Here is a 17,990-nt window from a genome sequence, read left to right on the forward strand (position 1 = left end):
GGATCAGCAGGCCAGGCGCTTCTGTTCGCTGCCGACCTTGGCGAGCACCGCCTTGGGCGCGGTCGGATAACGCCGGCCGACTTCCTTGAGGGTCGCGCAGGCGGTTTCGGTATTGTCGAGGGCCGCGAGCGACATGCCGAGCTTCAGAAGCATCTCAGGCGCCTTCGGCGACTTGCCATAGGTCTGGTGCGCGTTGAGGAAGGTCTTGGCGGCGTCGTTGTATTTGCCCTGCGAATACTGCGATTCGCCGAGCCAGAAGCTGGCATCCGCCACCTTGGCGCCCTTCGGATAGGCCGTCAGGTAACCGTTGAATTCCTTCTCGGCGAGAGGATAGTCGCCGGCCAGCACGTGGTTATAGGCCGTCTGATAGGCGTCGTTCTCGCTGCCGAGCGAGGCCGTCTGCTGCGGATCGGGTCTGCCGGTCGATGCGGGCGGCGTCTTGGGCTGAACCTGGGGACCGGTATCGACGCCAGGAAGCCCGGCTGCATTATTGGCGCGGTCGTTGCGCGTTGCCGCGCGCGGATTGCCGCTCGCGTCGAGATCGATCGAACCGAGCGTCGTCGGGGGCGGTGCGCGGCCGGGGGCGGTCGCCCCGCCGAGGCCCTGGCTGGAAGGCGAATCGATGATCCGCGCAACGTCGTCGGAGGATTGGACGGGCGCCGTGGACGGCTGCGACGGAGGCTGGGCGGCGGGAGCCCGGTTGGACGCCACGGCCGGTTTCCCGGTCGTGTCGTCTGCTTCGGTGCGCTTCTTCTTTTCCAGGTCCTGGAAACGGAATTCGTTGTCTTCCTGCGTCTTGCGGATCTGCTCCTGCATCTGGAGCAGCTGAAAACTCATTTCCTCGATCCGGCCATTCAACTGGCGGACCTCTTCCTGGAGCTGCTGGATACGGACGGCGTCATTGCTCTGCGCCAGAATGACCGGGGGCGGAGTGGTCTCCCGCGGCTGTTCTGCAGCAGGGTGATTGCCGCCCTGGAAGAGTTTCGGCAGCGACAAAGCCCCGGCCGGGGCGCTCGTCGCCATCAGCCCCAGCATTGCTGCCAAGACAAGTTTCTTCATCTTAGTCCGTCCTGCTCTTTAGTCTGCGCCGGATTGGCGCGAGAGGAGATTTTTCCAACTGCCGGCAAAAAGCAACCGAGCTCGACGTCAAAAATCCCCGAAAACAGGGCCAAACTATGGAAAAAACAAAAAGGCGGCCCGAAGACCGCCTTTTATTATCAGCCTGTGGCGCGGATCACATACCGGCGCCGCCCAGAACGGTGACGGCGCGACGGTTCTGCGACCAGCAGGAGATGTCGTCGCAGACGGCGACCGGCCGTTCCTTGCCGTAGGAGATGGTCTTCATGCGATTCGCCGGAACGCCGCGCGAGGCGAGATATTCCTTGGTGGCGGCAGCGCGGCGGGCGCCGAGCGCGAGGTTGTACTCGCGCGTGCCGCGTTCGTCGGCATGGCCTTCGACGGTGATCGCGTAGTTCGGATAGCGGGCCAGCCACTGGGCCTGACGATCGAGCGTCTGCTGGGCGTCGGCACGGATCGAGGTGCTGTCGGTATCGAAGAAGATGCGGTCGCCGACATTGACGGTGAAGTCCTGGGTCGAGCCGGGAGTTGCCGCACCCGCGCCGTTGAGGCCGAGCTCACCCGCATTGTTCGGCAGGTTCTTCTTGTTGGCGCAGCCGGCGAGCGCAAGTGCCAGCGTCAGCGCGATGACGGCAGGATTGCGGGCGAGGATCTGCATGCGGCTCATGGCCGAAGTATCGATGCGGCTCATGGCCGGTCTCTCCTTGATCAGTATTTCAGAGTTTCCAGATTCTAACCGGGTTCGGTTAACCATGATCAAATTCTTATGGTTAACAAAATATTCCCGGCGTCCATTTTCGTTCATTTTCAGCAGATTGGGGCGGGAAAGAGGCGGAAAACCGCCTCTTTTGCCCAAATGCCCTATTCGAGCAGCGGCGACCAGGCCGGGTCCGAACCGTAGGACGGCGTCTTGACCTGGAGTTCGTTATAGCCCGTCAGGTCGATGGAATAGAGCTGCGGGCCGCCGGCGCCGGCATTCTGGCGGAAGAACATCAGCACGCGGCCGTTCGGCGCCCAGGTCGGACCTTCGTTATGGAAGCCGCTGGTCAGGATGCGCTCGCCGGACCCGTCCGGCTTCATCACGCCGATCGAGAACTTGCCACCCGACTGCTTGGTAAACGCGATCAGATCGCCGCGCGGCGACCAGACCGGCGTCGAATAGGAGCCGTCGCCGAAGGAGATTCGCGTCTGGCCGGAACCGTCGGCATTCATCACGTAGATCTGCGGGCGGCCACCGCGGTCGCTTTCGAACGCGATACGCCCGCCGTCCGGCGCATAGGAAGGCGACGTGTCGATCGCCGCCGTCGAGGTGAGCCGCGTCGTGGTGCGCGAGCGCAGGTCCATCGTATAGATGTTGGAATTGCCTTCCTGCTGAAGGCTCATGATCACCTTCTGACCATCCGGCGAGAACCGCGGCGAGAACGTCATGCCCGGGAAATTGCCGACCACTTCGCGCTGCCCGGTCTCCAGCTGCAGCAGGTAGACCCGCGGCTGGTTGCCTTCGAACGACATGTAGGTGACTTCCTGCCGGCTCGGCGAGAAGCGCGGCGTCAGCACGATATCCTTGGTGTTGGTCAGCATGCGGACGTTGAAGCCGTCCTGGTCCATGATCGCCAGCTGGCGCTGGCGGGCGGTCTTCGGTCCGCTTTCGGAGACGAACACGACGCGGGTATCGAAATAGCCGTTCTCGCCGGTGATCTGCTTGTAGATCGCGTCGGCGATGATGTGCGCGACACGGCGCCAGTTCTCCGGCTGGGTGAAGAACTGCTGGCCGGTCATCTGGCTGCCGGCAAACGTATCCCAGAGGCGGAATTCGGCGCGCAGGCGGCCGTCGTTCTCGCGGGTGATCCGGCCCGTCACCAGGGCCTGCGCATTGATGACCTTCCAGTCCTCGAAACGCGGCGCCTTGTTGGGATCGGAGATCTTTTCGATGAAGGCGCTCTTGTTGATGGGCGCAAACAGGCCGGAGCGCTGCAGGTCTGCGGCGATCACCTGGGAAATCTGCGCGCCAAGTTCGTTGTTCGACAGGAAATCCGTCACCGCGATCGGCAGCGGCTGAATGTTGCCCTTGTTGATGTTGATCTCGACGAGAGCGTTGGCCGGGGTGGCGGCCATGAAGGCCGTCAACATCCCCGCGGCCACCATCACGGCGCGGAAAAAGGAGCTCTTGATCATTTACACAAGCCTTTCAGCTTAACACCAGAGTTTCGGGGCAGGTTCCGTGTCATCGGTTCCATACCTGCCGGCTCACAATGCGAACTCCGACGGATCGAAGTTCAGCACCAAAACGTTCCAACCTTTTTCGCCTTCATATTTTGCGGCGGGCAAATTCTTGAGCGGAGCGGACTTCATGAGGGCACGGCGCGTGCTGCCTTCGACCGCACGCCGGGTGCCTTCCGGACCGCCGGTGGCAGTCACTTCCGGGTCGCCGACGATATTGCCGGACTGATCGAGCTGCACCCTGATCTTGACGCGGACTTCAGAGACGCCGGTCAGGCCGCCGACGAGCGCCCAATTGCCCTGGATCTGTCCCTTGACGTTGTCGATCTCGCTGGAGCTGAGGCCTGTGCCGATGGTCTTGGTGTCGCCGCGCGAGGCGACCTGCGTCGAACGCTTGGCGCCGCCACCGGATGCATCCTGCTTGTTCAGGAGGGCGGCGATCTGGTCGGCATTAAAATCGCTCTGCATCGAAGACGAAGACTTTGCGGTTTCCTGCTGCTTGCCTTCCTTCTTGTCGGACGGCTTGACGGATGCGGTCGACTTGTTGTCGGTCTTCGCCGTCTCGGTCGGCTTGGCAGCCGGCTTCGTCTCGACCGGCTTCTCAACCGGTTTTTCGACGGGCTTGGCCTGCTCCTTCGGCGGCTCGGGCTTCGGCGGCTGCGGCTTGGAAGCAGGCATCGGAACCTGCTGCGGCAACTCTCCCGTTTCGGACGTATTCTCGGCCTGCACCGGCGCGGGCGTCGGCTTGGCGGCCTCCGGCTTTGGCGGCATAGGTTCGGGCTTCGGCGGAGTGGGCTCGGGCTTCGGAGGCGTGATTTCCGGCTTGGGCTGCGGCAGGGCGGCCATCTCGGTCGGCTTCGGAGCCGTCTCCTCCTTGACGATGTCCTTGACCTGGTTCTGTTCCGGCGTCGGGGTCGGCGTCGGCCTTTCGACAGGTTTTGGCGCGGCTGTCACTTCCGTTGGAGCCGGTTTGGTGACGGGCGTCGGAGGCGTCTTCAGATCGACATTGTTCTCGCCGGCGTTCTGGGCGTTATCGACGATCTTCTGATTCTTGGTTTCCTTCGGCGAAGGCTTCGCGGCAGGGGGCGCCTTCTTGTCACCCTGCTGGGTCTGGGTGATCGATTCCACCGGTACGATATCGACGGGCAGCGCCTCCACGTCGGCCACTTCGAAAGACGCGGGGGCGCTGAGCGAGACCAGGGCTAAGCCTAGAACCACCGTATGCAGAACCAGCGATGTGCCGAGACTGACCTTCATGGTGGTTCGATCACTTCGCCTGTTCTTGAAGCGTGACGAGGCCGATATTCTTGTAACCGGCGGCGGAAATGCGGGCCATGACCTTCATCACGACGCCGTAGGCGGCGGTCGTATCGCCGCGCACATAGATGCGCTCGTTATAGCCCGTGGTCGCGATCGCCTGCAGCTTCGGCACGATCTCGTCGAGGGCGATCGGCGTTTCCTGCAGATAGATGTCGCCCTTCGGATTGACCGAGACGGTGATCGGCTGGGTATCGGCGTTCATTGCCTTGGCCTGCGTTTCCGGCAGGTCGATCGGCACGCCGACGGTCATCATCGGTGCCGCCACCATAAAGATGATGAGCAGCACGAGCATGACGTCCACGAGCGGCGTCACGTTGATTTCGCTGATCGCACCGCCGCGACGTCCGCCGCGCCTACGACGACCGCCACCCGATGACTTTGCTCCTCCTGCCGACATACCCATGAGACGTTACTCCTCGAGAGCCCGAAAGGCTTTTACTGCGCCGCCTGGCGCGGCTGCAGCTTCTCGTCGATCTGGCGCGACAGGATGGCGGAGAACTCGTCCGCGAAACCTTCCATGCGGCCGGAAAGCTTGCCGGCATCGGCGGTGAACTTGTTGTAGGCGATGACCGCCGGGATAGCGGCGACGAGGCCGATCGCGGTGGCGAGCAGCGCTTCGGCGATACCCGGCGCGACGACCGCGAGATTGGTGGACTTCGAACCGGCGATCGCCTGGAACGAGGTCATGATGCCGACGACGGTGCCGAACAGGCCGATGAACGGACCGGCCGAACCGATCGTCGCGAGCGAGCCGAGACGCGCCTCATAGGTTTCCGCCTCGCGCGACATGGTGACGTCCATCGCCCGGTCGATACGCATCTGCAGGCCGATCGGCGAACGCGCGCCGCGCTCGAAGCTCTTCTTCCATTCGCGCATGGCGGCGACGAAGATCGCCGCAAGGCCGGTATTCGTGCGCTCCGACAGCGTGCGGTAAAGCTCTTCCAGCGACTGGCCGGACCAGAACACCTGCTCGAACTGGTCGAACTGGCGCTTGGCCTTGCCGAAATTGATATATTTGTCGATCACGATCGCCCAGGTCCAGACCGATGCGCCGATAAGGCCGATCATCACCAGCTTGACCACAAGACCAGCCTGCATGAACAGCGACCAGAGGCTCACTTCGCTCGCCGCCGCCGCCAAACCTACCTGTTCCATCTACTATCCCCGAATCCAAACGCCCGGCTTTAAGGACCGGGCGGTTCAAAAGCGCGCTCTCGCGAGTATGTCTTTGATCGCCGGAAGCGCTTCGCCCTAACCCCAAGATACCCTGAGCTTCAAGCTTGGCTTCTCGCTTTCAATTTTGGTCAAAGGAAGGCGTGCGTTGCACAAATTCCTCATGTGTCAGTAAGACACCATTATCGTTAACGAAAGGTTTAGAGGGGCCTTGCAATCGCGAGTTCCCAGATCACTTCAAGTTGGCGCAAGGAAAGCCGGCCACTGACAACTTAGTTTTTTCTCATTCAGGGATTATGACACTGTGGAATCGGATTTTCGGGGGGACGGACCATGTGGCGTGCGGTGATGATAGCCTTGACGATCTTGGTCGCGGGCTCAGCCCATGCCGACTCGTCCGACTGCAAGGGGGTCCCCTCTCCCGATGCGCGGCTGGTCTGCAACGATCCGCTCCTTTCGGCGCTGGATACGGTGCTTCCGCAGGTCCGGGAAAAGGCCGAAAAGGAGCGCAAGGCTGAAACGCGCCAGGCGCTGCGCGATTTCAACAGCGACCGATCGGCCTGCGGCTCCGACCGTTCCTGCGTGCTGAGCGCGTATCTGGCAATCCTCGGAGAACTCGGCGGTTCCAAGAGCATCCCCGCCGATATTACCGCAAGCGCGATCGCGGCCGGCCGCGCCAAGCCCTCTCCCACATTGCCAACCAAGATCGGCCAGTGCACCGTCACGAACGTGACCGCCGTCCATCCGCGCATCGGCGAGGACCCCATCAAGGACGAAGACTACGATGCAGGCACCGGCATCGAATACGCCAATGACGGCTACCAGGTCTCCTACTACCGCGAAGAAGCGCTGATCGCCTCCAAACCCGGCGACAAGGTGACCATGTGCCTGATTTCCATTCCCAAACGCTGCCCGCCGGACGACGACCGGGGCCGCGAATATTTCGTCACCAACGCCCGCACCGGCCAGAGCTGGGCGATGGCCGACTCGCAGCATGCCTGCGGCGGCCCGTAAGCCGTCCTAGGCCGGGTCGACCTGCTCCATCGGACGCCCGAGAAACTTCTCCGCCACGCTTTCCGGCAGCCGGCGTGGACGCCCATGCCTGTTGATGACGGCGATCACCACCTTCGCGGCGATCAGCAGCGTATCGCCGCGGCGGATCTCCTGGTTGAGCACCATCTTGGCGCCGCCCGCCTTTTCGGTGATGGTCTGGATGATCAGGATATCGTCCATGCGGGCCGGCTGTTTGAAATCGATCTCCATCCGGTGGACGACGAAGACCAAGCCCTCTTCGTCGGCGGAGAGAAGCTCGCTCTGCTCGCAGCCGAGACAGCGCAGATAGTCGGTGCGGCCGCGCTCCAGGAAGTGCAGGTAGCGGGCGTGATAGACGAGGCCGGAAAAATCCGTGTCTTCATAATAGACACGCTGGGCCAGCCGGTGGCCGCCTTCCACCAATTCGCCCGATAACAAAAAATTGTGTTCCTTCATGGCCTTGCCTTGGAAATTTCCGCTACTCCGCTGGATAGGCGCGCAATGCCGCCCCAGTTTTGACGTCCTGTCACATATCCTCCCTATCAGGAAATAAGTCGAAAACCAGCGGAGAGTAACTCATGAAGATTGCAGTCCTGGGCGGTGACGGTTTCGTCGGCTGGCCGACATCGCTTCACCTGTCCGACGCCGGCCACGAGATCCATATCCTCGACAACCTCTCCCGCCGCTGGATCGATACCGAACTCGGCGTCCAGTCGCTGACGCCGATGGATTCGATCCAGGAACGCACCCGGATCTGGCATGCCGAAACCGGACGCCGCATCCATTTCCACCTGATCGATCTCGCCAAGGACTACGAACTGCTGAAAGGCTGGCTTTCGAAACACCGCCCCGATGCCATCATCCACTTCGCCGAACAGCGCGCCGCGCCCTATTCGATGAAGAGCGACCGGCACAAGAACTATACCGTCAGCAACAATGTAAACGCCACGCATAACCTGTTGAATGCACTGGTGGAACTGGATCTGGACGCGCATCTCGTCCATCTCGGCACGATGGGCGTCTACGGTTATTCGACGGTCGGCGCGGCAATTCCGGAAGGTTACCTGCCGGTCGGTATCGAGACCGCCGACGGCCGCACCGTCTCCCAGGAAATCCTCTATCCGAGCAATCCCGGCTCGATCTACCACATGACCAAGTGCCTCGATCAGCAGCTCTTCCAGTTCTACGCGAAGAACGACGGGCTGCGGATCACCGACCTGCATCAAGGCATCGTCTGGGGCACCCATACGGAACAGACCCGCCGCCACGCGCAGTTGATCAATAGATTCGACTATGACGGGGATTACGGGACGGTCTTGAATCGTTTTCTCATCCAGGCGGCCATCGGTTATCCGCTCACGGTCCACGGCACCGGCGGCCAGACGCGCGCCTTCATTCATATCCAGGATTCGGTCCGCTGCATTGAAATCGCCCTCCACAACCCGCCTACCCGCGGCAGCCGCGTCGAGATCTTCAACCAGATGACCGAAACCCACCGGGTGCGCGATCTTGCCGAAATGATCTCGAAAATGACCGGTTCGCGGATCGCCTGGCTGCCCAACCCGCGCAAGGAAGCCCCGGAAAACGAGCTGATGGTGAAGAACGAAAAATTCCTCGGCCTCGGCCTCGAACCGACCACGCTCGGCGAGGGACTGCTCGGCGAGATCGTCGATGTTGCGAAGAAATACGCCTATCGCGTTGACAGATCACGCGTTCCAGCCGTCTCCGCCTGGACCAGGGATATTGCGGCGAAAGTGGAGCATGACCCGGAAGGGAAGCGGCTGAAGTCGGTTTCGTGAGATTTTGACCAGGGGGGGCGCCGATAGGTACTCCTCATCTGCCACATCACCTTCCGTCATCCTCGGGCTTGTCCCCAGGATCTGCCACCCGCCAAAAACTGTCGAGCGATAGCAGATGCTCGGGACAAGCCCGAGCATGACGAAGGAGAGGAATGCAACGGGGCACTACACGCCATGACCAACGCCTTCGTCACCCTCGTCACCAATGCCGACTACGCCATGGGCGCCATCGCCCTCGCGCGCTCTATCCGCCGCACCGGCACGGGCGCCGATATCGTCATCCTCCATACCGGCGGCGTCGAGCGCCCTTCCCTCGCCCCGCTCGAAGCCCTCGGCTGCCGCCTGGTGAAGGTCGAACACCTGCCGCTATCCGACGCCTTCAACGAACGGCATCAGCGAAAGAACCTGCATGGCGCCGCCCCCTTCACCAAGGGCAGCAAGCCGGACTTCCACACGCCGCTCGACAATTTCTGCAAGCTCCGGCTCTGGCAACTCGCCGAATACGAGACCTGCGTGTTCATCGATGCCGATGCGCTGGTGCTGAAACCGATCGACAGGCTGTTTTCCTATCCGGAATTCTCCGCTGCCCCGAACGTCTACGAAAGCCTCTCCGACTTCCACCGCCTCAACTCCGGCGTCTTCGTCGCCAAACCATCTGCCGATACATTCGACGGAATGCTGACAGCACTCGACCAGCCGGACGCCTTCTGGCGGCGCACGGACCAGACGTTTCTGGAGAGCTTCTTTCCCGACTGGCACGGCCTGCCCATCTTCATGAACATGCTCCAATATGTGTGGTTCGCCATGCCCGATCTCTGGAATTGGGAAAGCATCGGCGTGCTGCACTACCAGTATGAGAAGCCGTGGGAAAAGGATCACCCGAAGGCCGAACGGCTGCGGCCGCTGATCGACCTCTGGCAGGCATTTTACGACGACCGCCCCATCCCAGCCCTCTCCTCTTTGCCCAGACCGGGAGAGACGCCATGAAGGTCCTGGTCTCCGGCGGCACCGGCCTCGTCGGGCGCTATATCGTCGAAGGCTTGCTGGAAGCGGGTTACCCGGTGATCGTCGGGGGACGCACGCCGCCGGCATCCGGCTTCTTTTCCAAACCGGTCACTTTCGCGCGTCTTTCGCTCGATCCCGCCCTCGACCAGATCGAGATCTTTGACGACGCGTATTTCTTTGTCCACGCCGCCTTCGACCATCTGCCCGGACAATACCGCGGCGGCGAAGGGGACGAACCGGAACGCTTCCGCCGGCTGAACCTCGACGGCACGGTGAAGCTGTTCGAGACCGCCAGGAAGGCCGGGACACGCCGCGCAATCTTCCTGTCGAGCCGCGCCGTCTATGACGGGCAGGCGGCAGGAACGTTGCTCACCGAAGATATGCTCCTGAAACCCGCCAGCCTCTACGGCGAAATCAAGCTCCATGCCGAACGGGCATTGGCAGACCTGTCTGCCCCCGGCTTTACAACTTCGTCTCTGAGGCTGACCGGCGTCTACGGCAATCTGCGCCCCAACAAATGGGACGCTCTCTTTGCAGACTTCCGCGCCGGCCGCCCGGTCCCCTCGAGGCCGGGAACGGAAATCCACGGCCGTGATGTCGCCGCCGCCGTCCGCCTCATGCTGGAAACCGAAGCCGGCAAGGTCGCGGGCCAGGTCTTCAATGCTGCCGATATCCTGACCGACACGAACGAAATCCTCGGCCATCTGCCGGGTGCCCGCCATGATCTGCCGGCACCCGCGGATCGCCGCACGGTAAATCTCATGTCGACGGACAAATTGAGGGCGCTTGGCTGGCAGCCCGGCGGGGCGGATCTCCTGCGACAGACGATCGAAGATCTTGTGCGCTCTTTCAGTGCGACTGGTTGAAGCGCCGCATCTTCGCCTCGTTCTTGGTCTTTTCGATCGCCTTCTTGTGCTCCTCGGCCCATTTCTGGCCGGCATCGCCGCCCCAGAGAAGCCAGGCGATATAACCTGTCGACGGATTGTCGTCGTCGCCGAAATTTTCGGCCCGCTTGTCGGCCTTGTGGCGGGAGAAATAGCTCACCATCCGCCGCACCGTCTTTTCCGAGATCGACTTCCGGTTCTTGAGGTCGCGGGCTCTTGCCACGCCGACCATCGTGCCGCCGCGCCGGTGCTGCGAGCGCAGCTTCAGGCCTTTTTCAGCAGCCGCCGCCACTTCGGCCGGCGGGATGTGATCGGGGATTTCGCTATCCATGGGTCTTCCTCAGTTCGGCCTCTTTCTTGAGAACGCGGTCCCCGTCTTGCTGTTTGATCAGAAAGGCAGGCTCATCGGCATCCGCCTTGCGCTTGATCGTTTTGCCCTTGATCCTGCGCTCCACATCGCTGGTGAATTTCTGGGTGACCTTGCCCCGGGCTTCGGATCGTCCCCAGGTCCAGGCGACCTCGTTTCCGACCTCGATCTTCTGCATGGCGCTCTCCTTTCGGGGGAGAAACGGACAGCAGCGCGCAGATGTTCCCGCAGCAACGCCAGCCTGGGAGCGGCGGTCCGGCACGCGCCAGCCGAAGGTCGCCGTTAGCAACCTCTCAATCCGGCCGATACCGGAAAAATCAGACTTCAGGATTTCAGGTCGAGATCGCCGTCGCGCCAGACGAGATGGCGGGGGCTAACCGGCAGGCTCTCGATCTCCTCGGCGATGAAATAGGGTGGGATGTCGAGCGCCCTCAGCGCCTCGACCGTGGCCGGAACCCATTTGAATTCCAGATCGTGCTCGTCCTTGACCCGGTGAACGATTTCCGTTGGATGGAAGGGAAACGTTTCGGGAATGTCCATCAGGTAATAGTAACCGAGCTCGTGCCAGTCGCGGTCCTCGTAGTGGAAGAAATTCTCCACCGACCAGAGCAGCCGCCCGACCGTCACCTCCACGCCGATCTCCTCGACCATTTCGCGCCTGAGAGTCTCCTCCGAGGTCTCGCCGATTTCCGCCCGGCCGCCCGGAAAGGTCCAGAACGCCTCGTCCGTGGCCCGGTGCACCAGCACATACCCGTCCCGAAAGCCGAGCCCGGCAATCCGCATCTGAAAGATGCGCTTGTTCTTCGTCTTGATGCGGATGCGGGTACGGCCAGCCATCGGTTATCCCAGATCGATCAAGTTGATTTCCGGCGGCACGCCGAAGCGGACGGGCAGGCCGGAACAGCCGAGCCCGCTGGAAATGACGATGTTGCGACCGTCCTCCTCCACATGCCCATAGAGATACCGACTGCCGTACCGGGACGGGACGACCGGGGCATAACCGAACAACCGCACCTGTCCGCCATGGGTATGGCCGGAAAGGGTGAGCGACACGCGATCGGGCACCTTGGGAAAGATGTCCGGCTCATGGGCCATCAGGATGACGGGAGCATCGTCCGTGACCTGCGCCAGAGTGGCCGGAAGGTCATCCTTGCCGAGCGTCCAGTGGCGGGTTTTCTGGTCAGGAAGAAGAGCGATCTGATCCTCCACGCCGGCTATCCAGAAAGGCCTGCCGTCCTTTTCGAACCGCGCCGCCCGATTGCTGTAGACCGGGATGCCCGCTGCCTCGAGCGCCCTGCGGCCGAAGGGCACGCCCTCACCGCTCTCCTGAACCTCGCTGTCCTGCCACCAGTCGTGATTGCCGAGAACGGCATGGGTACCGAGCGGCGCCTTTAGGCTCGAAAGCGCGCCGGCCCAGACATCCGCCGGCACCTGATCGGTGATGAAGCGCATGCCCGAGACATAGTCGCCCAGCAGCAGGATGACGTCCGGTTCGAGCGCATTGGCGGCCTCGCAGATCGAAGCGATCCGCTCAGCCGGCATCCAGGGCTTGCAGGCATGGAAATCCGCAAGCGCCACGATCCTGAGTTTCAGCCCCGGCGTCCAGCCAAGCGGCGTGAACGCATTCCGGGCGACCCGCAACCGCACCAGCGGCTCGGCCACCGCATATCCGGCCAGCGCCAGAAACGCCGCGATACTGCCCGTAAGAGACGTCAGGAAGCCGCGACGGGAAATCACTCAATCATCCTCTGTGAACATCCGGAACTGCGCGGCCTCGAGATCCTTCGGTGGCTGGAGCCCGAGATGTTTCCACGCATTTGCGGTCAAAACGCGGCCCCGCGGCGTGCGCTGGATGAAACCCTGCTGGATCATATAGGGCTCGATGATATCCTCGATCGCATCGCGCGGTTCCGACAGGCCCGCCGCGATCGTCTCGATGCCGACCGGCCCGCCGCCGAAATTGACGGCGATCATGTTGAGGTAGCGCTTGTCGAGCTGGTCAAGGCCCATATTGTCGACCAGAAGCCGGGTCAGCGCCTCGTCGGCGATCTCGCGGGTTACGGCTTCGGCCTTCGCCACCTCGGCGAAATCGCGCACCCGGCGCAACAGCCGGCCGGCGATGCGCGGCGTGCCGCGGGCGCGTCTGGCGATCTCGCGGGCACCGTCATCGGTCATCGGCAGGCCCATCAGCCGCGCTCCGCGCCTGACGATCAGTTCCAGCTCTTCGACGGTATAGAAGGCTAGCCGCACCGGAATGCCGAAGCGGTCGCGCAGCGGCGTGGTAAGCAGGCCAAGACGGGTGGTGGCGGCAACCAGCGTGAATTTCGACAGGTCGATCTTCACCGACCGCGCCGCCGGGCCTTCGCCGATGATGAGATCGAGCTGGAAATCCTCCATGGCCGGATAGAGGATTTCCTCAACCGCCGGATTGAGCCGATGGATTTCGTCGATGAACAGCACGTCGCGCTCTTCGAGATTGGTGAGCAGCGCCGCAAGATCGCCCGCCTTGGCGATCACCGGGCCCGATGTCGAGCGGAAATTGACCCCGAGTTCCTTGGCCATGATCTGCGCCAGCGTCGTCTTGCCGAGCCCCGGCGGGCCGACGAACAGCACGTGATCGAGCGCCTCGCCACGGTTCTTCGCCGCCTCGATGAACACTTTCAGATTGGCGCGCGCCTCCGCCTGGCCGGTGAACTCGTCCAGCGACTGCGGGCGCAGCGTCGTATCGAGGTCCTCACCCCGCTTTTCCGGCGTGATCAGGCGGGCGGGTTCACTCATGCGAGAAGTTCCATTCCGGGGACCTTGCGTGCGGCCCTTTGATCAAAAGTCTTTGTCGATTCACAGCCTTCCTCCAGCGAGCGGCAGGCAATCAGGGCATCGGCAAAGTCCGCACTGTTCGATTCGACAAACCGAAGCGCCTTTACGACGAGCGTGTGGTTCTCAACAACCAGCCCCCGTATATGCAGAAGCTTCTGTATGGCGAGCACCGCATGCATCCTGTTGAATCCGTATTGCGACCTGAGCGCCCAATCAAGCTCGAGCAGGCTGACAAGGGTGATAAAGGCGGAATAACCTTTTCCAAGGCCTTCTCCGAACTTCAATGCCCCCGCTCGCTGCAGCGGATCGTCATCGACCAGAAGACGAAGGACCACGTTTGTATCCAGACCGAAAACCGTCATGCGGCCGCATCCGCTTCCTTGTCTTTACCAGTGTCGACGGCATTTGCGCCTCCGGCTGCGAGCACCGCCGCATCGATTTTATCGAGCGTCGCCCGCCCTTTCGGCGGCTTCCCCAAAAGCCCTGCCAGATCGTTGAAATCGAGATTCTTGGGGGTGATGACCACCTCTCCGTCGACCAGCGAATAGATCAGGCGATCTCCCGGCTGAAGATTGAGAACCTCGCGCATCTCCTTCGGAATGGTCACTTGGCCCTTCGGCGAAAGAGTAACTTCCCACCACATGCATCACCTTTTCCGAAAAATTGCCTATCGGCAGAAATTTTATCAAATTTCCGCCAGAACGGCAAATCATCGCGCCAGTTCCTTCAGCCCCAGCCGGATGAGCTTGGCACTGTCGCCCCCCTCGCCACCGTTCTTAAGCGCCGCCGCAACCGCGTTCGCGGCCTGATCGCGGGAATAACCGAGATTGGTGAGCGCCGAGACCGCATCGGCGACCGGTGCTGCGGCGACACCTTCGCCGAGTTCCTGCTTCAGCCCGATATTGACCGAGGCTTCGCCGGCAAAGGCCGGCACCTTGTTCTTGAGTTCGGTGACGATGCGCACCGCGACCTTCGGCCCGACGCCGGGTGCGCGCGAAACCGTCGTCTTGTCCTGCAGCGCGATCGCATTGGCGAGCTCGGAGGGTGTCAGGGTCGAGAGCACGGCAAGCGCCACCTTGGCGCCGACACCCTGCACGCTCTGCAAGAGGTTGAACCATTCCCGCTCCAGCGCCGTCAGGAACCCGAACAGCTTGAACTGGTCTTCGCGCACATAGGTTTCGATGAACAACACCACCGCTTCGCCGACCGACCCCATCTTCGACAGCGTCCGCGACGAGCAGAACACCTCGTAACAGACGCCATGGACATCGACGAGCACATTGTCGTCGCCGATCTCGTCGATAGTGCCTTTGAGCTTGCCGATCATGAAGGATGTCCGTCAGGGATGGGTTTCGGGGGAGATGATTTCGAGGGCCGGAAAATAGGCACGGTAGCGGGCCGCATCGCGGGTCAGAAGGCGATGCGACCGCACCAATGCATGGGCGCCAATCAGGAAATCCGGCAGTGTCCGCTCGCGAAGGCCGCCGGCTTTGCGGTATGAAAAATGCGCCTTGCCCGCCTGGAACGCTGCATCATAGGACAGGGCTTCTCGCTTCATACCGAGCCAACCGAATGCCAGGCTGATCTCAAGCTCGCTGAGGGGCGATGCCGCCAGTTCCGACCAGATAACCGGAGTAAGGACAAGCTCGCCTTCCTCCGCGCACCGTTTCAGGGCGCTGTGCGACCACGTCCGCAACGGCGTGGCAGGTCCCAGCATATCGATGAGGACATTGGTATCAACGACGGTCGAGGTCATCACGCGGTCCTCGAAGCCAGTCGATATACTCGTCGGTCGTCATGCCGCCAACATCCCATGTGTCCTTGACGCTCTCTGCCCATTCCTCGAAGCTTTTGAAATCCTGCTTGCCGTCATCGAGCCTGACCAGCCTTACGCCGTCTTCAGACACGACGAAGTCCACCTGCGACCCAGGCCCGATCTTCAATCGGTCGCGGATTTCCTTGGGGATCGTAACCTGGCCTTTTTCTGTGACGCGCATAGTAATACCTCTGAGGTATTACCTATCCGCCCGACCAGAACAAGTCAAGAACAAACTATCCCGCAAGCGCCGCGCGCATGCGCTGGCCACCACGGTTATGGGCGTGGCAGATGGCGATCGCCAGTGCGTCGGCCGCGTCGTTGCCCTTGAATTCCGCCTTCGGCATCAGGATCTTCAGCATCATGTGGATCTGCTGCTTTTCGCCGTGGCCGACTCCGATCACCGATTTCTTGACCGCGTTCGGCGCATATTCGGCAACCGGCAGGCCTGCGCGGGCCGGCACCAGCATGACGACACCCCTCGCCTGCCCAAGCTTCAGCGTGGCGACCGCATCCTTGTTGACGAAGGTCTGCTCGACGGCCGCCTCGTGCGGCTGGTAGGCATGCACAACTTCCGCCAGCCCGTCATGCAACTGGCAGAGGCGGGAGGCGAGATCCATGTCGCCATCCGACGTCACCGTGCCGGAAGCGACGAATTTCAGGCTGTTGCCGAGCGTCTCGATAATGCCCCAGCCGGTGCGCCGTAGCCCCGGGTCGATGCCGATGATGCGAATCGTGCCTGTCATGCCCATACCCTATCCTGATGCCCTGAGCAGTGCCACGAGAATGTGAACAAACCGAAAACGAGACTGGCGTCGCCGATTTACCTCCCGGTAACCACGTCGGGAAGGTTTGCCCGCCCTGAGCCCGCCGGCCGGCAACGGCTGCCCGCCTCGCGCGTTGCAGATTCGCAAGGTTGGACGCAATGTGAGGAGGCAGCCATGACAGGCAGACATCAATCCCTTTCCACCAAGGTGATCGGGCTTGTGCTGGCACAGAATGGGATTTTCGCGGGGCTCCTCTTCTATGTCGCCCACGACCTGACATTGTTCGAGATGCTGGGTATCGCAGCATCGCTGATCACGCTGACCCTCGTCACCGCGACTGTTACCGGCGCACTCGTTGATCCGCTGCGGGAAATAGCCGGGGCAGCCTCGCAGATTGCGGCCGGAAAGACCACGGCGGCCCCCGTACACCTGTCGCGCACCGATGAAATCGGTACGATCTCGCGGGCGCTCGAGCGGCTTTGCCGCGATCATCTCACCCGCCTCATCGAGGATGAGGAGCAGCGCGAACGGCGGGAGGCGGTGGCGAAGAAGGCCCATAGGCGCGAGATCGAGGCTGCCCGAGATGAGACGTATGGCCTGAAGACCGTCGTCGAGGCGCTCGACGGTGGCCTGCGGCGGCTCGCGGTCGGCGATCTCACCGTGCGGCTCGACCTGCCGTTCCCTGAAGAATACGAGGGCCTGCGCGCGGATTTCAATCATGCCCTGACGATCCTGGAAGATGTGCTTGGAGTGATCGGCAGCGGTGCCCATGGCCTTCACTCGACCTGTGCCGCCACCCGCGACGACATGGCGAAGGCGGCAGAGGCCGGTGGCCGCCTCACGGCAGCCATCGCCAAGGCCGCCGCCGATGTCGGCGCGCTCGCCGAAGCGCTGAGGGAGCGGAAGATGCAGGCCCAGCACGCCGCCGACATCGCCCACAGTGCCCGGCTGGACATGCGTCCGTCGAAGGAGATGATGCAGGCCGCGACGGTCGCGATGGAAGCCATCCGCAAGGCGTCGCTGAAGATCGAACCCGCCAGCGCGAACATCCGCGACATCGCCTTCCAGGCCAACATGCTCGCCCTCAACGCAGGCATCGAAGCGGCCCATTCAGGCGATGCCGAGAACGATTTCAGGACCGTCGCGGAGGAAATCCGCGGCCTTGCCGAGCGCGCCGCCGAGGCGGCGAAGGAAATTTCCGGCCTGTCACGCAAATCCGCGGAAGCAGCCGAACTGGGTGGCAGGTCGGTCGAAAAGGTAGGCGGCGAACTGGCTGCGATGACCATCTATGCGGATGCCCTGCAGGGACATGCGGAGGCGCTCGCCGCCAGCTCCGGCAAGGAGATCGAAGCGGCCGCGGCGGTGAGAACGGCGATGACGACGCTTGCCAAGGCGAGCCGGGATCAGGTCGGCGCCCTGGACGTTTTGACGGGCAAGGTCGGGGGTATGGGCCGCGAAATCGGCGCGATGGCGCATCACGCGGGGCGCTTCACGCCGGTCACGATTCTCAGCCCGGGAAGCGTGACGGTGCCAGAAAGCCGCAAGCCCGCGAAACCCGGTCCGCACCTGCGGCTGGTCAAGTCGTGACATCGGAGGGATCGTCTCTTATCGTCCTCCCGGACGGTCGGTTTTCCGCCGGCCGCCTTTTTCCGCCAACGGCAGGGTCGTATTTCTGGACAAGGCTGCCTAGATAAGTGGAACACTCTGTCTTCC

23 protein-coding genes are annotated in these 17,990 nt (G+C 62.3%); 5 read left to right on the forward strand and 18 right to left on the reverse strand.

Annotated elements, in window-relative coordinates; all coding sequences use genetic code 11:
- Positions 1-3: 3 nt before the first annotated feature.
- The 6 genes from ybgF to tolQ form a co-directional block, all read right to left on the reverse strand.
- Positions 4-1,059, reverse strand: a complete 1,056-nt coding sequence (gene ybgF / locus J2X76_RS10290) for a tol-pal system protein YbgF (protein WP_310215642.1) — start codon at positions 1,057-1,059, stop codon at positions 4-6.
- A 175-nt stretch (positions 1,060-1,234) separates the two neighbouring features.
- On the reverse strand, positions 1,235-1,768 hold the full coding sequence (gene pal, locus J2X76_RS10295; protein ID WP_024164010.1) for a peptidoglycan-associated lipoprotein Pal: 534 nt from the start codon (positions 1,766-1,768) through the stop codon (positions 1,235-1,237).
- A gap of 170 nt (positions 1,769-1,938) precedes the next feature.
- The gene (gene tolB, locus J2X76_RS10300) at positions 1,939-3,252 is read right to left on the reverse strand and encodes a Tol-Pal system beta propeller repeat protein TolB (protein ID WP_310215645.1); all 1,314 of its coding nucleotides are present in this window, start codon (positions 3,250-3,252) and stop codon (positions 1,939-1,941) included.
- A gap of 72 nt (positions 3,253-3,324) precedes the next feature.
- Complete coding sequence (locus J2X76_RS10305) at positions 3,325-4,554, reverse strand: hypothetical protein (protein ID WP_310215649.1); 1,230 nt, start codon at positions 4,552-4,554, stop codon at positions 3,325-3,327.
- 10 nt (positions 4,555-4,564) lie between these two features.
- Positions 4,565-5,020 carry a protein TolR gene (tolR, locus tag J2X76_RS10310; protein ID WP_113126461.1) on the reverse strand — a complete coding sequence of 152 codons (456 nt, stop codon included), beginning with the start codon at positions 5,018-5,020 and terminating at the stop codon, positions 4,565-4,567.
- A 32-nt stretch (positions 5,021-5,052) separates the two neighbouring features.
- Positions 5,053-5,772 (reverse strand): protein TolQ, encoded by a 720-nt coding sequence (gene tolQ, locus J2X76_RS10315; protein WP_113126460.1) that lies wholly within the window; start codon positions 5,770-5,772, stop codon positions 5,053-5,055.
- Positions 5,773-6,147: 375 nt separating this feature from the next.
- On the opposite strand from tolQ, the gene J2X76_RS10320 reads away from it, so the two are divergent.
- Positions 6,148-6,804, forward strand: a complete 657-nt coding sequence (locus J2X76_RS10320; RefSeq protein ID WP_310215652.1) for a hypothetical protein — start codon at positions 6,148-6,150, stop codon at positions 6,802-6,804.
- A gap of 6 nt (positions 6,805-6,810) precedes the next feature.
- On the opposite strand, the gene ybgC is transcribed toward J2X76_RS10320, so the two are convergent.
- Complete coding sequence (ybgC, locus tag J2X76_RS10325; protein WP_310215655.1) at positions 6,811-7,278, reverse strand: tol-pal system-associated acyl-CoA thioesterase; 468 nt, start codon at positions 7,276-7,278, stop codon at positions 6,811-6,813.
- Positions 7,279-7,400: 122 nt separating this feature from the next.
- Between ybgC and J2X76_RS10330 the strand changes: the two genes are divergently transcribed.
- The 3 genes from J2X76_RS10330 (at position 7,401) to J2X76_RS10340 (ending at position 10,492) form a co-directional block, all read left to right on the forward strand.
- Positions 7,401-8,621 (forward strand): NAD-dependent epimerase/dehydratase family protein, encoded by a 1,221-nt coding sequence (locus tag J2X76_RS10330; RefSeq protein WP_113286273.1) that lies wholly within the window; start codon positions 7,401-7,403, stop codon positions 8,619-8,621.
- A 174-nt stretch (positions 8,622-8,795) separates the two neighbouring features.
- Positions 8,796-9,608: a glycosyltransferase gene (locus J2X76_RS10335; protein WP_310215657.1), complete on the forward strand. Its 813-nt coding sequence runs from the start codon at positions 8,796-8,798 to the stop codon at positions 9,606-9,608.
- Positions 9,605-10,492, forward strand: a complete 888-nt coding sequence (locus J2X76_RS10340) for an NAD(P)-dependent oxidoreductase (RefSeq protein WP_310215659.1) — start codon at positions 9,605-9,607, stop codon at positions 10,490-10,492. The genes J2X76_RS10335 and J2X76_RS10340 overlap by 4 nt, the downstream gene beginning before the upstream one ends.
- Here the strand turns inward: J2X76_RS10340 and J2X76_RS10345 are convergent.
- From J2X76_RS10345 to ruvC, 11 genes are all read right to left on the reverse strand, one after another.
- Entirely contained in the window at positions 10,476-10,841 is a 366-nt protein-coding gene (locus J2X76_RS10345) for a hypothetical protein (RefSeq protein WP_113126454.1), read from the reverse strand. The genes J2X76_RS10340 and J2X76_RS10345 overlap by 17 nt on opposite strands.
- A complete protein-coding gene (locus tag J2X76_RS10350; RefSeq protein WP_113126453.1) occupies positions 10,834-11,055 on the reverse strand; it encodes a DUF2945 domain-containing protein in 222 nt (73 codons plus the stop codon). Before J2X76_RS10350 ends, J2X76_RS10345 begins: the two co-directional genes overlap by 8 nt.
- Before the next feature lie 146 nt (positions 11,056-11,201).
- On the reverse strand, positions 11,202-11,714 hold the full coding sequence (locus J2X76_RS10355; protein ID WP_310215663.1) for an NUDIX hydrolase: 513 nt from the start codon (positions 11,712-11,714) through the stop codon (positions 11,202-11,204).
- Positions 11,715-11,717: 3 nt separating this feature from the next.
- Positions 11,718-12,614 (reverse strand): metallophosphoesterase, encoded by an 897-nt coding sequence (locus J2X76_RS10360; protein ID WP_113126451.1) that lies wholly within the window; start codon positions 12,612-12,614, stop codon positions 11,718-11,720.
- Entirely contained in the window at positions 12,615-13,655 is a 1,041-nt protein-coding gene (ruvB, locus tag J2X76_RS10365) for a Holliday junction branch migration DNA helicase RuvB (RefSeq protein ID WP_113126450.1), read from the reverse strand. It lies immediately after the preceding gene.
- Positions 13,652-14,056: a type II toxin-antitoxin system VapC family toxin gene (locus J2X76_RS10370; protein WP_310215666.1), complete on the reverse strand. Its 405-nt coding sequence runs from the start codon at positions 14,054-14,056 to the stop codon at positions 13,652-13,654. The genes ruvB and J2X76_RS10370 overlap by 4 nt, the downstream gene beginning before the upstream one ends.
- Positions 14,053-14,337, reverse strand: coding sequence for an AbrB/MazE/SpoVT family DNA-binding domain-containing protein (locus tag J2X76_RS10375; RefSeq protein ID WP_310215669.1), 285 nt, complete (start codon positions 14,335-14,337; stop codon positions 14,053-14,055). Before J2X76_RS10375 ends, J2X76_RS10370 begins: the two co-directional genes overlap by 4 nt.
- Before the next feature lie 66 nt (positions 14,338-14,403).
- Complete coding sequence (gene ruvA, locus J2X76_RS10380) at positions 14,404-15,021, reverse strand: Holliday junction branch migration protein RuvA (RefSeq protein ID WP_310215672.1); 618 nt, start codon at positions 15,019-15,021, stop codon at positions 14,404-14,406.
- A gap of 12 nt (positions 15,022-15,033) precedes the next feature.
- Positions 15,034-15,450 carry a type II toxin-antitoxin system VapC family toxin gene (locus tag J2X76_RS10385; RefSeq protein WP_310215675.1) on the reverse strand — a complete coding sequence of 139 codons (417 nt, stop codon included), beginning with the start codon at positions 15,448-15,450 and terminating at the stop codon, positions 15,034-15,036.
- The gene (locus tag J2X76_RS10390) at positions 15,431-15,691 is read right to left on the reverse strand and encodes an AbrB/MazE/SpoVT family DNA-binding domain-containing protein (RefSeq protein ID WP_310215678.1); all 261 of its coding nucleotides are present in this window, start codon (positions 15,689-15,691) and stop codon (positions 15,431-15,433) included. Before J2X76_RS10390 ends, J2X76_RS10385 begins: the two co-directional genes overlap by 20 nt.
- 55 nt (positions 15,692-15,746) lie before the next feature.
- On the reverse strand, positions 15,747-16,256 hold the full coding sequence (ruvC, locus tag J2X76_RS10395) for a crossover junction endodeoxyribonuclease RuvC (protein WP_113126741.1): 510 nt from the start codon (positions 16,254-16,256) through the stop codon (positions 15,747-15,749).
- A gap of 195 nt (positions 16,257-16,451) precedes the next feature.
- On the opposite strand from ruvC, the gene J2X76_RS10400 reads away from it, so the two are divergent.
- Positions 16,452-17,864: a methyl-accepting chemotaxis protein gene (locus J2X76_RS10400; protein WP_310215680.1), complete on the forward strand. Its 1,413-nt coding sequence runs from the start codon at positions 16,452-16,454 to the stop codon at positions 17,862-17,864.
- Positions 17,865-17,990: the final 126 nt, after the last annotated feature.

Origin of the sequence: Neorhizobium sp. 2083 (assembly GCF_031455615.1) — a bacterium.
Lineage (GTDB): Bacteria > Pseudomonadota > Alphaproteobacteria > Rhizobiales > Rhizobiaceae > Neorhizobium.